Origin of the sequence: Cohnella nanjingensis (assembly GCF_014212125.1) — a bacterium.
Classification (GTDB): domain Bacteria; phylum Bacillota; class Bacilli; order Paenibacillales; family Paenibacillaceae; genus Cohnella; species Cohnella nanjingensis.
The window spans coordinates 1-14,243 of sequence record NZ_JACJVP010000066.1 but is presented as its reverse complement, the minus strand read 5'-3'; the positions used below and the strand labels follow the sequence as shown (position 1 = coordinate 14,243).

10 protein-coding genes are annotated in these 14,243 nt (G+C 62.1%); 3 read left to right on the top strand and 7 right to left on the bottom strand.

Features of this window, described 5'->3' with window-relative positions:
* Nucleotides 1-99: 99 nt before the first annotated feature.
* The 4 genes from H7C19_RS31515 to H7C19_RS31500 all read right to left on the bottom strand — a co-directional run bounded on the left by H7C19_RS31515 (nt 100) and on the right by H7C19_RS31500 (nt 3,938).
* Nucleotides 100-789, bottom strand: a complete 690-nt coding sequence (locus H7C19_RS31515; protein WP_185673055.1) for a hypothetical protein — start codon at nt 787-789, stop codon at nt 100-102.
* Complete coding sequence (locus tag H7C19_RS31510; protein ID WP_185673054.1) at nt 786-1,682, bottom strand: ABC transporter ATP-binding protein; 897 nt, start codon at nt 1,680-1,682, stop codon at nt 786-788. The genes H7C19_RS31515 and H7C19_RS31510 overlap by 4 nt, the downstream gene beginning before the upstream one ends.
* On the bottom strand, nt 1,679-2,050 hold the full coding sequence (locus H7C19_RS31505) for a GntR family transcriptional regulator (protein ID WP_185673053.1): 372 nt from the start codon (nt 2,048-2,050) through the stop codon (nt 1,679-1,681). The genes H7C19_RS31510 and H7C19_RS31505 overlap by 4 nt, the downstream gene beginning before the upstream one ends.
* Before the next feature lie 175 nt (nt 2,051-2,225).
* Nucleotides 2,226-3,938 carry a methyl-accepting chemotaxis protein gene (locus H7C19_RS31500; protein ID WP_185673052.1) on the bottom strand — a complete coding sequence of 571 codons (1,713 nt, stop codon included), beginning with the start codon at nt 3,936-3,938 and terminating at the stop codon, nt 2,226-2,228.
* A 294-nt stretch (nt 3,939-4,232) separates the two neighbouring features.
* Between H7C19_RS31500 and pepT the strand changes: the two genes are divergently transcribed.
* Both pepT and H7C19_RS31490 read left to right on the top strand, forming a co-directional pair.
* Complete coding sequence (gene pepT / locus H7C19_RS31495) at nt 4,233-5,483, top strand: peptidase T (RefSeq protein WP_185673051.1); 1,251 nt, start codon at nt 4,233-4,235, stop codon at nt 5,481-5,483.
* Between the two features lie 25 nt (nt 5,484-5,508).
* Complete coding sequence (locus H7C19_RS31490; protein WP_185673050.1) at nt 5,509-6,366, top strand: lipoate--protein ligase family protein; 858 nt, start codon at nt 5,509-5,511, stop codon at nt 6,364-6,366.
* Nucleotides 6,367-6,432: 66 nt separating this feature from the next.
* Here H7C19_RS31490 and H7C19_RS31485 read toward each other — a convergent pair whose 3' ends face one another.
* Nucleotides 6,433-6,960 (bottom strand): YfiT family bacillithiol transferase, encoded by a 528-nt coding sequence (locus tag H7C19_RS31485; protein ID WP_185673049.1) that lies wholly within the window; start codon nt 6,958-6,960, stop codon nt 6,433-6,435.
* A gap of 56 nt (nt 6,961-7,016) precedes the next feature.
* The gene (locus tag H7C19_RS31480; RefSeq protein ID WP_313732050.1) at nt 7,017-8,057 is read right to left on the bottom strand and encodes a phosphotransferase family protein; all 1,041 of its coding nucleotides are present in this window, start codon (nt 8,055-8,057) and stop codon (nt 7,017-7,019) included.
* Nucleotides 8,058-8,143: 86 nt separating this feature from the next.
* On the opposite strand from H7C19_RS31480, the gene H7C19_RS31475 reads away from it, so the two are divergent.
* Entirely contained in the window at nt 8,144-8,824 is a 681-nt protein-coding gene (locus H7C19_RS31475; protein WP_185673048.1) for a class I SAM-dependent methyltransferase, read from the top strand.
* Nucleotides 8,825-9,165: 341 nt separating this feature from the next.
* Here the strand turns inward: H7C19_RS31475 and H7C19_RS31470 are convergent, their stop codons facing one another.
* Nucleotides 9,166-14,058: a bifunctional 2',3'-cyclic-nucleotide 2'-phosphodiesterase/3'-nucleotidase gene (locus H7C19_RS31470; RefSeq protein WP_376775465.1), complete on the bottom strand. Its 4,893-nt coding sequence runs from the start codon at nt 14,056-14,058 to the stop codon at nt 9,166-9,168.
* Between the last annotated feature and the right edge of the window lie 185 nt (nt 14,059-14,243).

Sequence of the window (14,243 nt, the reverse complement as noted above, 5' to 3'; positions counted from 1 at the left end):
TTTCTTGGCTTATTCGCGCCACTCGCACTCCCGACCCGAGAAGCGGCTCCCGCTCGCACTCTCGTTCCTTTTTTGCGTCAGCCCGCGCCCTCCCTCTCCCTAAGCCGTCGCCCGGCGAAGCATCGCGTAGGATAGCAGCATGAACACGACGGTGACAGGCAGCGTCCACAGCGTGAATTCGAACATTGTGTGCGCGTTGAACCAGTCGATCACGTTGACCCACCATTCCTGCTGGGTCATGATGAAGCTGAACACGGTACCCAGGATCAGCAAAGCGATGGCGAAAGTGAACAAACCTGCGCGGCCGAACCGCTTGAAAATGCCGGTGATGAAGAAGCCCGTGTAGAACAGGTTCAGAATGAGCAGGAAGGAGACGACCAGCTGGACGAACAGAGATCCGTCGCTTAAATAAGGCAGGTGGAAGAAGTTCAGTCCCGAGCCCCATCCGTCGGTCAGATCGTATTCTACGTAGGAGAGCAGGGTCAGGATCACCGCGGAGTACAGGCTCGCTCCGCCCGCTGCCACCAAAGTCCCCCAGAAGTAATCCTTGCGCCGCACGTTGAACCCGATAGCGAACGGGAAGGTGTGCGTCAGCGTGACGATGCCGATGACGAGCATGTAGATGTAGAGAGATGCGACCCCGCCCGTGTACAGATCTGCCTCCATAAATTGACTAATGACCAAATTGACTGCGAAACTGCACAGAACCACGATCCACGGCGTAACCAGCCAGTTCATCTTATCCTTCATGTGCAAGCGGATGACGCCTTGCATACGGTTGGTTGTCATTGCGCTTTCGCCTCCTTGTGTTCCGGCTTGCCGCCCGTGAGGTGGACAACCAATTGCTGCAGCGTGACGGGCGCCATCTCCAATCCGAGCGTCAGTGCCTGTTTGCGATCGTCGGATCCCGCGCCGCCCATGACGGTGACCGTCGTCAGCCCGCCCATGGATTCCCGGGCTAGTACCCGCTTGCCCGCCGCGAACGATTCAACTTTGGACGAGGATCCAACGACGGTATAGGCGCGGCCTTGGAGTTGCTCGGCTTCCTCATCCAGCAGCAGCTTGCCTCCGTCGATCAGGATGACATGCTCGAGCATCCGGCTGACCTCGTCGATGAGATGCGTCGACAGGACGATCGTGCGCGGGTGCTCCGCATAATCCTCGAGCAGCCGGTCGTAGAACAGACTGCGCGCCACCGCGTCGAGACCGAGGTAGGGCTCGTCGAAGATCGTCAGCGGCGCCCGGCTGGCGAGTCCGACGATGATGCCGACCGCGGACAGCATGCCGCGGGACAGCTTCGTCATCTTACGCTTCAGCGGCAAGCGGAAGTCCTCTACGAGCGAGTAGGCGAATTCCCGATCCCATTTCGGGAACAAGCCCGCGGCCACTTCCAGGACGTCCCGCACCGCGAAGGTGGTCGGATACTTCTGGCTCTCCTTGATGAAGCAGATGCGGCTCAGCACCCGATCGTTCTCGTACGGCGCTTCCCCGAACACTTGGATGTCTCCGCCGGTCGGGAAGATCTGCGCGGTGAGCAGATGCATGATCGTCGTCTTGCCCGCGCCGTTGCGTCCCAGCATCCCGTAGATTTTGTTCTCCTCCAGCGTGAAGCTGACGTCCTTCACGGCGTCGATATCCTTGTAAGACTTCGTTAACCGGTCTACCTTGACGATCGTACTCATTGCGACCGCTCCCCTCTCCGGATCATTTCCGATAATTGCTCTGCCGTGATGCCCAGCTTCTCCGCCTCGCGCACCATCGTCACCACGTACTGCTCGTAGAACTGTTCCTTGCGATTCTCCAGCAACCGCGCCCGCGATCCCTCTGCCACGAACATCCCGATCCCTCTCTTCTTGTACAGAATGCCTTGATCCACCAACTGATTGACGCCCTTGGCCGCCGTAGCCGGATTGATCTGGTAGAAAGCCGCGAACTGGTTGGTCGAAGGAACCTGGGATTCCTCGGCCAGCCGGCCTTCGATAATGTCGTTTTCGATCCGTTCCGCGATTTGCATGAAGATCGGACGGCTGTCGTCGATTAGAACGCTCATCTTTTGCTTCACCACCACATCGGTTAATTACTCTTGTAACTAACCATACAACGAACGAACCATGAAGTCAACAGGTGACGTGAAGAAAAACACAAAAAAAGCCAGCCGGATTGCTCCGGCTGACCCGATCTCTCGAGACCGCTAGGCGCGAGTCTCTGTCGTATCCGTTTGAACTTTACGTTCTGAACTTCCCGATGGCGCCCTGAAGGGACTGCGCCAACTGGCTGAGCTGCGCCGACGACGTTGCCACCCCCTGCATGATCGACCGCTGCTGCTGGGTGCTGGCGGCCACGCTCTGCGTGGAAGCCGCGGTCTCGCGGGCGATCCCGGACAGGTCCATGACGGAGGCCGTCACCTCTTCGGAGCTGGCCGACATCTGTTGGGCGATCGCCGACATCTCCTGAATCTGCTCGACGACTTGATCGATCGAGGCGAGGATCGCGCGGAAGGTCTCCCCGGACTCCGAAGCCCGCGTCATGCCGAGCCGCACCTCCGCGCCGCCCGACTTCATGGCGTTCGCGGTATGGCCGATCTCCTCCTGAATGGAGGAGACGAGCTCGCCGATCTGCCCCGCCGACTCGCCCGCCTGCTCGGCGAGCTTGCGCACTTCGCCGGCGACGACGGCGAAGCCCTTGCCGTGCTCGCCCGCGCGGGCCGCCTCGATGGAGGCGTTGAGCGCGAGCAGATTTGTCTGCTTGGCGATGTTCATGATCGCGCCGATAATCTGGCCGATCCGCTCCGAGTAGGATTCGAGCTTGGCGACGGACGCCATCTGCCGCGCGACGGACGCCTCGATCTCCTCCATCTGGCGAATGACCCGCTGGGCGGAAGCGTTGCCTTCCTTCGCTCGGGAGGCCGTATCCGTAGACACGCCCGCGATCAAGGAAGAAGACTCCGCGATCCGCTGCACGCCCGCGGCCATCTCCTCCATCGCGCGGGCGGTCTCCTCCGAAGCCTGCAGCTGCGTCTCCGCGCCTACCGCTACCTGGCCGATCGCCGCAGCCACCTGCTGGCTGCCCTGCGCCGACTGCTCCGCCCCCGAGGTCAGCTCCTGCGAGGAAGCCGCGACCCGCTCGGCGCTGCGGTCCACTTCGCGCAGCAGCGCCTTCAGATTGCCGACCATGTCGGCGAAGCTCCCGGACAGCATGCCGATCTCGTCCCGCGTCCGCACGGCGGCGACCGTCCCCGTCAAGTCGCCTCCGGCGATCCGCCTCGCCGCGTCGGCGAGCCCGATCAGCGGACGTCCCACGAGATTGCCGATGAGGATCGCCAGCGCCATCGCGACCGCCACGGCGGCCAGACTCGCGCCGATCGAGATCCAGACGGCGCTCTGGATCTTCGCATCCAGCAGAGCGTTCGCCGACGCGTACTCCTGACGGTAGGCCTGCTCCATCTTGCCCAGCGCGTCGTTAATGGCGGTCTTGTAAGCGGCAGACTGATCGGAAGCTTCCTTGTACTGCCGGGTGAGCTCCAGGGAGGTGAGCGTATTGCGCAAGCTGAATACATGAAGCACGTTGTCAAAGTTGGCGATATACCCGTCGGCCGCCGCGCGAAGCGACGATGCCCATTCCCGTTTCTCCGCGGTGTCGGCCGCGTCCGCCATCGTGTCGACGAGCTTCTGGAACGCCGCGCCCTCCTCCTTGAATTGCTCGACGGCGTCGGTATTCTGGTTGATGATCACGTCGGCTTGATGGCCGTTCAGGCTGCCGACCTGCTGCTTCAGATCGAGCGCCTGCGTCTCGCGGGCGACGCGGACGGCCTGTTCGCTCGAAGTCTGGCGGATGCCGCTGATGAAGTACACGGTGAATGCGATTGCGATACAGAACAGCACGATGACGCAGGCAAATCCGATGAACAGCTTCGTCTTGATTTTCAACTGGCGTAGCATTCGGCAGCACTCCCACTCCGACTATAGATAGAGATATTATCGGCAGCGAGTAGGACTTTTTTAATGGTCTATGTTAATTTTATTGACAGTACATGTTCTCTTGTAACAGGTGATTCCGGGAACGACGGTTAATCACGAGAAAAAACGGGGTCTCATCTGCAACTTTGGCGTAAAATCAAGACACACCCTTTCCGCAATCGTAGGATTGCGCGACAAATTGCGTTATCATGGTATCATATCAATGAGTCGCGGCTTTGCCGACTGTTGAAGAGATCCTATTGGAGGCTACGATCCATGAAAAATGAGCTGATCGAACGGTTCGTTACATACGCCAAGGTGGAAACGCAATCCAACGAGAGCAATCCCGATTGCCCTTCGACGCCAGGCCAATGGGACCTGGCGCGCATGTTGGTCGAGGAGCTGAAAACCATCGGCATGGAGGACGTGACTCTCGACGACAACTGCTACGTCATGGCCACGCTGCCTTCCAACGTCGACTATCCGGTCGATACGATCGGCTTCCTGTCGCATCTGGACACGGCGACCGACCTGACCGGCAAAAACGTGAAGCCGCAAGTCGTCGTAAACTACGCGGGCGGAGATATCGTCCTGAACGCGCAGCAGAAGATCGTCCTCTCGCCGAAGGAGTACCCGGAGCTGGCCGGCTACGTCGGCCAAACGTTGATCACGACCGACGGCACGACGCTGCTCGGCGCGGACGACAAAGCCGGCATCACCGAGATCATGACGGCGATGTCCTACTTGATCCGGCATCCGGAGATCAAGCACGGACGCGTGCGCGTCGCGTTCACGCCGGACGAAGAGATCGGCCGGGGTCCGCACAAGTTCGACGTGGCGGCCTTCGACGCCAAGTACGCCTATACGATGGACGGCGGACCGCTCGGCGAGCTGGAGTACGAGAGCTTCAACGCCGCTTCGGCCGTCGTGACGGTGAAGGGGAACAGCGTCCATCCCGGCTCCGCCAAAGGCAAGATGGTCAATTCCATGAAGATCGCCATGGCGCTGCACGGCCGGCTGCCCGAGGACGAGGTGCCGGAGAAGACCGAGAACTACGAGGGCTTCTTCCACCTCAATCAGATCGAAGGCGGCGTCGAGCAGACGCGGCTGAGCTACATCATCCGCGACCACGACCGCGCCAAGTTCAACGGGCGCAAGGAGCTCATGACGCTTATCGTCGACGAGTTCAAGGCGAAGTACGGGGAAGACAACATCGTGCTGGAGATGCGCGACCAGTACTACAACATGCGGGAGCGCATCGAGCCGGTGAAGCATATCGTCGACATCGCGCACGAGGCGATGACGAGCCTCGGCATCGCGCCGATCGTCAAGCCGATCCGCGGCGGCACGGACGGCTCCCAGCTGTCCTACATGGGGCTGCCGACGCCGAATATCTTCACCGGCGGGGAGAACTACCACGGCAAGTTCGAATACGTCTCGGTGGATACGATGATCAAGGCGACCCAGGTCATCATCGAGATCGTGCAAAGCTACGCGCGGCGGGCGAAGACAGGAACGCAGGCCTGAATCGCGTCTTGAAGGAGGAAGTCTCATGGAGGGGGAGCAATCCCGAGATTGGCTCGCGTCGCTGACGATCCTGGACCGGACGGCGGATCTCGCGGATCGGGACGCGTTGCACGCCTTCGCCCTCGACGAGCTGCTCTGCAAGCGCGCGGGCGAAGGCGGCCCTCCCGTCTGCCATCTCTGGCGCCACCCGCGCGCCTTCGTCCTGGGACTGAAGGACAGCCGCCTGCCCGGCGCGGCGAAGGCTTCGCGATATCTCGCGGAAGCCGGCTACGAGGCGGTCGTCCGCCATTCCGGCGGCGCCGCGGTACCGCTCGATCCCGGCGTCGTCAACGTGTCGCTGATTCTGCCGAAGGCGCAGACGGCGGACATGCGGTTCCACGGCGACTTTGAGCGGATGTACGAACTCGTGAGCCTCGCGCTGGACAAGCTCGGATGCCGCGCCGACAAGGGCGAGATCGCCGGTTCCTACTGCCCGGGCGACTACGACCTCAGCATCGGCGGCCGCAAGTTCTGCGGCATCGCGCAGCGGAGGCAGGTCCGTTCCTACATCGTGCAGGCGTTCATCGTAGCCGAGGGATCGGGCGCCGAGCGCGCGGCGGAGGTGCGGGAGTTCTATCGGCTGGCGGGCGAAGGGGCGGACCCGGCCGCCTATCCGGCCGTCGTGCCCGATCGGACGGCCAGCTTGGAGGAGCTCGCGGGTCTGCCGCCCGGTACGGGCGCGGCGGCCTTCGCGGAGGCGGTCAAGCAGACGATCCGCGACCGGCATCTGATGCTGGGCGCGCCTGTGCCGGACGCGGCGTGGCGCATGCCGTCGGACGAAGAGGTGCGCGCGGCGGCCGGCTCGCTTAGAGCGCGTTACGGCCAGATCTTGATGGAATCATAGCTGATCGCAACGGCGCCGCTTCCCCGGTATAGGGAGGCGGCGCCGTTGGCATGTATGTCTACTACGCTATGTCCATCCCATCCGTGCGGCCAGCGACTGAATCTGGGCAAGGTGATGCCGCCCGTGCCAGTCATACCGCTGCAAGGCGTGATCCAGCGTCATCTCGCCATGGGCCGGACTCGTGAAGGCGCGGCGGAATTCGTGCGGCGAGCGCGAACGCAGCAAGATGACGAAGCGTTCGCGCAGCGTCGCCAGCAAGACCAGGGAATTCTCGATCGGCGTATCCCGGTAGTCGTCCAGCTCGGCCCACAAGTCTTCCCGGTAGGAGCTTGCGAGCGGGGCTTCTTCGGTCAGCGCCCGCTTGAAGCGAATGTACGCATTCATGTCGTTGTCCGCCAGATGATGGACGACCTGCCGCACGGTCCATCCGCCCGGGCGATACGGCGTCTCGAGTTGGCCGGTAGCCAGATGGCCCACAGCGGAGCGCAGCCGTCCCGGCAGCGCGGCGATCTCGGCGATCCAAGCCGCCCGCCGGGCGGATGTCGGATTCTCCTCCGGCCTAAACGTTCCGATCGGGTGGGATAGTGGATCCATGGCGCTCACCTCCTTCCTTTCTCATGGAAATCGCATCAAAGCCCCTCGGAACTTCCTCATCCCTCGTTCATGTCCGCGCACGCGGCGGCGCATTGCTCGAAGCTGGTCCGCGCCTCCCTGCGCTGCTGCCGTAGTCGATCGAGCGGCCAGGGGCCTCCGCCCGCCCGCAGATCGCTGTCGATCAGCTGCAGCATCCACAAGGAGAAGACGGCGGCGAAGCGGCTATACCCCCGCTTGAACGAAGGAGCGAGTGCCAACGCCCCGATCCGAGCCGTCTCGGCCATATAACGTTCGAGCGCCCGGCCGCGGATCGCGGCGTCCACCGGCTTGGGGAACAGCGGATGGGACATGTCGAGGACATGATAGAGGTCCCAGTAAGGATGGTTCAAGTGGGCATGCTCCCAGTCGAGCACCTTGATCCCTTCGGCGGTCATCGCATAGTTGCCCAGGTGCAGATCGCCATGGGAGAAGACGCTGGCGTTCGATACCTCCTCCGCCCACGCCGGCTGGCGGGTCATCTCGGCCGCTTGGCGGACGAGATCTCCCGGTATGCCGGGGAGCGGCTCGGCTCTCGACTGAATATCCGCGGCCATCCGCCGGATCGCCGGCTTCGGTCCCCGGAGCGGCGCCTCCCGCAGCGTATCCGTCGGCAGCGCATGCCAGCGCGCGATCTGCGACATGAGCGCGAGCGCCGTCTCTTCGGCGAAGGCGTGATCGAGCGGACCGAGGTCTTCGAATAACGTCCAGCTCATCCCCGGCGCACTGGGGGACGAGCGGGCGAGCAGCCGCGGGTAGATCGGCGGGAGAGCTGCGAGTACGTGCTCGTAGACCCACGCCTCCGTGCCGAGCTGCCCGTCGTTCGTCAGCGGCTTCCAGATGCAGCTCTCGCCGGAATCTAGATAGAGGCGCTCCACCTCGCTGCCGTTCATGCCGCGGTAGAGCGTCTCGCGCCGGACGATGCGCCGCTCGTCGAGCCTCCCATCCGGCCCGATGAGCCCATTCCAATCCAAGTCGTCCCTGTCGCGCACCTGCAAGTCCTCCCCCACTCTATCGTCATCCCGGTCGTACGTCTCCGTTCCCCACTCATTATAGTCCACAACTATTAATATAATCGATTCTATATATTTCTGTGAAGCCACCCGAACGGATATACTGGGGGAAACCTTCCCGAGGAGGAAACGGCATGCACGAGGACGTTAAGAAGCTGTTCGACGCGGTGGCGCGGGATTACGATCAGCAACGAAGACAGCTCATCCCTTGCTTTGACGACTTCTATGGCATGGCGCTGGCGCTCGTGGAGAGCGAATCCGCCGCTCCCCGCATTCTCGACTTGGGCGCGGGCACGGGCTTGTTCTCCGGCATGGTGCTGCAGAAGTATCCGGATGCCCGGTTGACGCTGGTGGACATGAGCGAGAAAATGCTGGACGGCGCGCGGGAGCGGTTCGGCGGCAATCCGAACGTTCGCTATGTGGTGGCGGATTATACGGACCTGCTGAACGGGTCCGAATCGTACGACTTCATCGTGTCTTCGCTCTCCATCCACCATCTGACGCATCCGGCCAAGCGGGAGCTTTTCACAGCCATCTACCGGTCGCTCGCGCCGGGCGGAGCATTCGTGAACGCGGACCAAGTGCAGGGGAATTCGCCTGCCGCGGATGCCTACTACCGCGAGCGGTGGCTGGCGGCCATCGGCCGGAGCGGCTTGGCCCAAGCCGCCATCGACGCCTCGGTGGAGCGCCGGAGCGTCGACATCAACGCCAAGCTCGGCGACCAGATCGCGTGGATGGAGCAAGCCGGGTTCGCGGACGCGGACTGCATGTACAAGTACTTGGACTTCGGCGTGTTCTACGGACGGAAAAGTTAGCGCAAGATCGCGCGGCACCGTTCGGCCGCTTGATTGGAGCATCTTGCCGCAAGGCGGCGCTGCCGACGACGTTTGCCTGCAACTGCGACCAAGAGCAGCGGGTTCGCGCGATGGTTGGCGCGTCTTGCACTTGGGAACGCTGCCGACGTCGCCCTGCATGTCATATCGATCATCCGGCTCTTCTCCCTCTGGCACGTTAGATATTTATTCATTGCAGCACGACAACAGGCCGCCGGTCCCCGGGAAAGGGACAGGCGGCCTGTTGCTTGACCATACGGAAACGGGACGGAGCGGGGCATGCCCCGTCACCGTCCCGCATGAAGATATCGTCCGTTCCGGTCTTAGAAGCCGCCGCCGGTCTCGGCCGTACCGAGCAGGCTGTGCACGACCTTCGCCGCTTCGGCGCGGGTCGTCAGTCCTTGCGGCGCGAACGTGTCGTTGCCGCGGCCCTGCATGAGGCCCGAGCCGGCGATGATACCTACGGCGTCGCGCGCCCAACTGCTGATCTTACCGTTATCCTTGAACGACGATTGCCCGTTCGTCCCCTTCAGCGCTGGGATCCGGGCCAGCATGACCGCCATCTGTTCCCGGGTGATCGGCGCGTTCGGATTGAACCGTCCATCCTCGTAGCCGGTGATCAGCCCATTGGAGGCGGCGATCGCGACGTAGTCCGCGTACCAGGAGCCGGTCGCGACGTCCGTGAAGCCGGAAGTCCCGGTCTTCGCCTTCAGGCGGAATTCCGTCACGAGCAGCTTCGCGAACTCGGCCCGCGTGACCGACTTCAGCGGCGAGAAGCTCGCGGCTTCCGTCCCGTCGACCATCTGCTTCGCGGCCAGCTCAGCGATGACGTCATGCGCCCAGTACGTGGCGGCGACGTCGGCGAAGCTGCGGTCGTATGTGAGCGCGCCGTACGTACCCGGCCCGTTCACGGCAGCCGTCAGCTTGCCGTCCTGCAGCTTGGCAGGGACATAGGTCACCCTGCCGTCCTCGATCCGATAGAGGTTGGTCCGCTTGGGATTCGCCCCCGCATCCAGTTGGACGGATACGACGAGCGGCTCGGCGAATCCGGTCAAGCTGCCCAACGAATTGCCGTTCTTCGCCGAGGCGGACAACCCGAGCTTCACGACGGCGCCCGCCGCCGCTACATTCGTATTCGCCGTTTGAGCGCCCGCGAGCTGCGCGGTCACGGCAGCCGCGGCAGGCCGTTCGTAGTTCAGCGTCAACGTGGCGCCATCCGCTCCGCCAGTCGGCACCAGCTTCGCGGCATCCGCGAGTACCCGTGCCGGCAAGGACACGGAGACGCCGTTCAGGTTAAATTGAACCGTACCGCCGTTGCCCGCAAGCTCCGCCAGGTTGAGCGGCAGCGACACATTCGCCGCCGTCGCGCCGGTCGGGAGGGAGACCGGAATCGTCACGACGCCGTTTACCGGCTTCGGTACGTCCTTCTCCGCGATCGCGACCGTCACCGTACCCGGCGTTGGCGTAGGCGTCGGTGTCGGCAATGGGCTCGGCGAAGGCGTCGGGCCGCCTGTACCAGGCGTCGGCGTCGGTGTTGGTGTCGGCGAAGGGCTTGGTGTCGGACCTTCCGTGTCCGGCACGCCTTCCTTGTTCGTGATACGCCCTTCCAACTTGGCGGTAATCGCTCCGCCCTTGAACGTATCGACGATGTACTTGTAGAACACGTCGAGATCCGTCGGGCCGACCTGGGCATCCGTCGCTTCGGTCAGTACCTTGTAGTTGTCGCCGCCGGCCGCCATGAAGTTGTTGACGACGGCCGTGTACGTCTTGTCGTCCTCGATCGGCGTGCCGTCCGCCTTCGTCAAGGTCGTCACGCGCTTGTCGACGTCCAGTCCCATATAGGCCGTGTACTTCAGGCCCGAGATCTGCAGCGTCTTCGTATCCGGCGTGCCGTCTACCTTCTTGCCCCACTGCTGCTGCAGCAGCGTCTTGATCTGCTTGCCCGTCAGCGTGAGCTTGACCAGCGTGTTGCCGAACGGCTGCACCTTCGCGAGGTCGCCGAACTTCACTTCGCCCGTCGGCAGATCCGCGCGGATGCCGCCCGGGTTCATGAACGCGAAGTCCGTGTCCGGGAAGGCCGAGCGCATCGCGTCCGCGATCAGGTTGCCGAGCGGCGCTTCGTTATTGTACGCGTCGGTCCGGACGACCGAGCCGTCCGTCGTGCCGACCGGCTGCTTCAGCTCCGGATGCTTGTCCAGATATTGGTTCACGAGCGCCAGCGATTCCGCATCCGGCGTCACGCCGTCCTGGAACGTCGTCGTGACGGTGGCCGACTTGGCCGTCACGTCACCCGTGTTCGGATCGATGAGCAGCTTGACGTCCTCAAAAGCCGTTCCGTAGGAGTACGCCTGCACCACCAGCTTGCCGTCCACCAAGCCGTTCGCCAGCGCATGGTTGTCGCCGGCCATGATGACATCGACTTCGGGGTCGACGGCCTTGGCGAGATCGGCCGCTTCTCCGGTCGTGACGCCATCCTTCGTCGTGGCCGGGTCGTGAGCCAGGACGACGATCGTCTTCACGCCTTGCTGCTTCAGCTCCGCGACCGCCTCGTTGACGACCGGCGCTTGATCGACCAGCTTCACGCCGCGCAGCCCTTCCGGCGACACCTTGGTTACCGTCGCCATCGTCACGACGCCGATGAAGCCGATCTTGACGCCGCCGATCTCTTTGACTACATAGGGCGCGATGATCGGCTTGCCCGTCTTCTCGTCGACGACGTTCGCGTTCACGTAGTCGAAGTCTGCGCCTTTGTGCATCACGCCGCCCACTGGATCAACGCCGCCATCGAGCTGCGTCTTCAAGGAGGCGACGCCTTGGTCAAACTCATGATTGCCGAGCGTGCCGACGTCGAACTTCATGAGATTCATCCATTCCATCGTCGGCTCGTCGCGTTCGAGCGAGGAGACCGGCGCGCTCGCGCCCACGGAATCCCCGTTGTGGACGAGCAGACTATTCGCATACTTCGCGCGCGCTTCCTTCAGGTACGCGGCCAGGATCGGCGCGGTGCCTACCGGCTTATTGCTCACGAACGAAGTCGTATCCAACTGACCGTGCAGGTCGTTGATCCCGAGCAGATGGACTTCGACCAGTCCGTCCGAAGGTCCGCCGCTCTCGCCCAACTTCAAGTTGTAGATCTCGAAGTCTTTGGCATCCCGCGTCCCGGTATCCGTGATCTTGCCGTTCGTAGCTGCCGCGTATTTGGCTGCAGCCGGCGAGCTCGTGAACGTCACCTTCACGTCGCCCGGAATCGGCGCGATGGACCAGTTGCCATCCGCGCTCGGGCTCACCGACTGCTTGGACGCAATGTAATCCATGAGCACTTGACGATTCTCGTCCTGCGTGTCGACAATCAGCTGCGAGCCCTTGAGGCCCGGGAAGTTGCCGCCGCCGCTCGCGCGGTAGTTGTTCGTCACGACGAGGAAATCCTGGTTCGGATCGATCGGCTGCCCCTTGTATTGCAGGTTCACGATCCGGCTCGAAGAAGCGTCGTTCACGGAGCCATCCGGCTTGTACTTCGCGTTCTTCGTTACGTCGATCTGATACGTCACGCCGTCAAGCACGTCGAAGTTGTAGACCGCGAAGCTCGAATCCAGCAGCGGCTGCGCCGTCGCGACGCCCGGATCGATCTGGTTGAAGGCGCCGGCCGACATCTCCAGCCATTCCTTCACGGTCGAACCTTTGATCAGCACGGCTTTCAGCGTGTTGTCATAGAGGTAGAGGTCGCTCGCGCTGCGAATCGTGAGCGGTCCCGTATCGATATCCGTATATTCGGACGGACCGTTGCGTCCCGCCTTAAACGGCGCGCCGGCGCTCAGGATCGGCGTGTCCTTGTAGGCGTCGAGACCATGGTCCGCGATATACTTCTCCACATACCACTTCTGCGCGTCCGTCACGATCTGGATGGACGGATCGTCCTGCACCATGGCGAAGTAGCTGTGGATCGGCGCGTCGGTATCGCCGAGACGTTGGTTGGTATAGGCAACCGTCGCGTCATGTTCCGCATTAACGGCATCGCGAACCGATTGATCCGGCGTCACGTTCGCGATATTCACCTTGATCTCGGTGCGGTAGATCGAGCGGGTCGACGAGGAAGACTGCGCCTTGTCGACGGTCCACTTGCCTCCCGCATCCTTCACGAGCGTCAGGTCGATCAGGCCGAGATTGGCCCCGCCGAAGCCCGCCTGCGTCGCGGGCACGCTGTTGATCGTGCCGCCGCCCGGGCCGTACGTGTTGTTTACGACACTGGAACCATTATTGTACGGAAGTTTGGTAGCCGGATCCTTGAACAGCGTATCCAGCGTCGCATTGTCACCGGTTGGGTATATCTTGTGCGTGTGGGAGAACGCGATCGCGTCGATGCCCGGCACCTTGCTCAGGGCGTTGACGTCGTTCTCGGACATGTCGCCGATCTGCGCGTTCGCGTCGAAGCCGGTATGCGCCAGCGCGACAATAACGTCGGCTCCGGCTGCCTTCATCAGCGGCACGAACGTCTGCGCTGTCTGGGCAATGTCCTTCGTCGTTACCTTTCCGGCCAGATTGACCTTGTCCCATTCCATGATCTGCGGTGTAACGAGACCGATGACACCAATCTTGACCTGCTGGTCTTGACCGGCGTCGTCCTTGAACGTCTTGTCCAGGATGACATACGGCGTGAATTTGTTCTCCGTGTCGTTGCTCGGGTCGCCGTCGCTCCCGTTGTCCACGTACACGTTGGCATTGAGATATGGGAATTTGGCGTCTTGGTAGACGCGGTTTAAATAGTCCAAGCCATAATTGAATTCATGATTGCCGAGCGTCGCCGCATCGTACTGCAGCAGATTCATCGCCTTGATCATCGGGTGGACCGCATTCGAATCGGACAGCTTGTCCACCTTGGCCATATATGTGCCCAGAGGGGTGCCCTGAATGAGATCGCCGTTGTCGAACAGCAGCGTGTTCGGCTGCTCCGCGCGGGCCTGCTTGATCAGCGTGGCCGTGCGATCCATCCCGATCGTCACCGCGTCCGCGCCTTTGAAGTAGTCGTAACCCATGATGTTGGTGTGAAGATCCGTCGTGTCCAACAACCTGACGTGAAGCGGCGGCGCTTCCGCGGCTGCGGCGGCCCTGCTCGTCCCGAACCACCCGATCCCTCCGAGCACCTGTACGGACAGCACTGCCGCGGCGATGGCGGAAGAGGCGGTTTTCCTTCCAAGCGATCTCCAACTCATACCTAACATGTTCCTCCTTTGATAAACGTTTTCATGGTCATCTTAGCAGCTTTTCTTACAGTTTATTAACGAGAACTGTTAACTCTCTGTAAATTCTAATGCAAGTTAATTCTACTGTAACGCCCTAACTCCTTCTTCACTCGTCACAAAACGCAAAAAAGCCTCTCTGGTCGGGGGGCCACTGAAAAAGTCCG

Bases quoted from the DNA above. Each gene is read 5' to 3' on its own strand.
- H7C19_RS31515 (WP_185673055.1), bottom strand. From the start codon at position 789: ATGACAACCAACCGTATGCAAGGCGTCATCCGCTTGCACATGAAGGAT.
- H7C19_RS31510 (WP_185673054.1), bottom strand. From the start codon at position 1,682: ATGAGTACGATCGTCAAGGTAGACCGGTTAACGAAGTCTTACAAGGAT.
- H7C19_RS31505 (WP_185673053.1), bottom strand. From the start codon at position 2,050: ATGAGCGTTCTAATCGACGACAGCCGTCCGATCTTCATGCAAATCGCG.
- H7C19_RS31500 (WP_185673052.1), bottom strand. From the start codon at position 3,938: ATGCTACGCCAGTTGAAAATCAAGACGAAGCTGTTCATCGGATTTGCC.
- pepT (WP_185673051.1), top strand. From the start codon at position 4,233: ATGAAAAATGAGCTGATCGAACGGTTCGTTACATACGCCAAGGTGGAA.
- H7C19_RS31490 (WP_185673050.1), top strand. From the start codon at position 5,509: ATGGAGGGGGAGCAATCCCGAGATTGGCTCGCGTCGCTGACGATCCTG.
- H7C19_RS31485 (WP_185673049.1), bottom strand. From the start codon at position 6,960: ATGGATCCACTATCCCACCCGATCGGAACGTTTAGGCCGGAGGAGAAT.
- H7C19_RS31475 (WP_185673048.1), top strand. From the start codon at position 8,144: ATGCACGAGGACGTTAAGAAGCTGTTCGACGCGGTGGCGCGGGATTAC.
- H7C19_RS31470 (WP_376775465.1), bottom strand. From the start codon at position 14,058: ATGTTAGGTATGAGTTGGAGATCGCTTGGAAGGAAAACCGCCTCTTCC.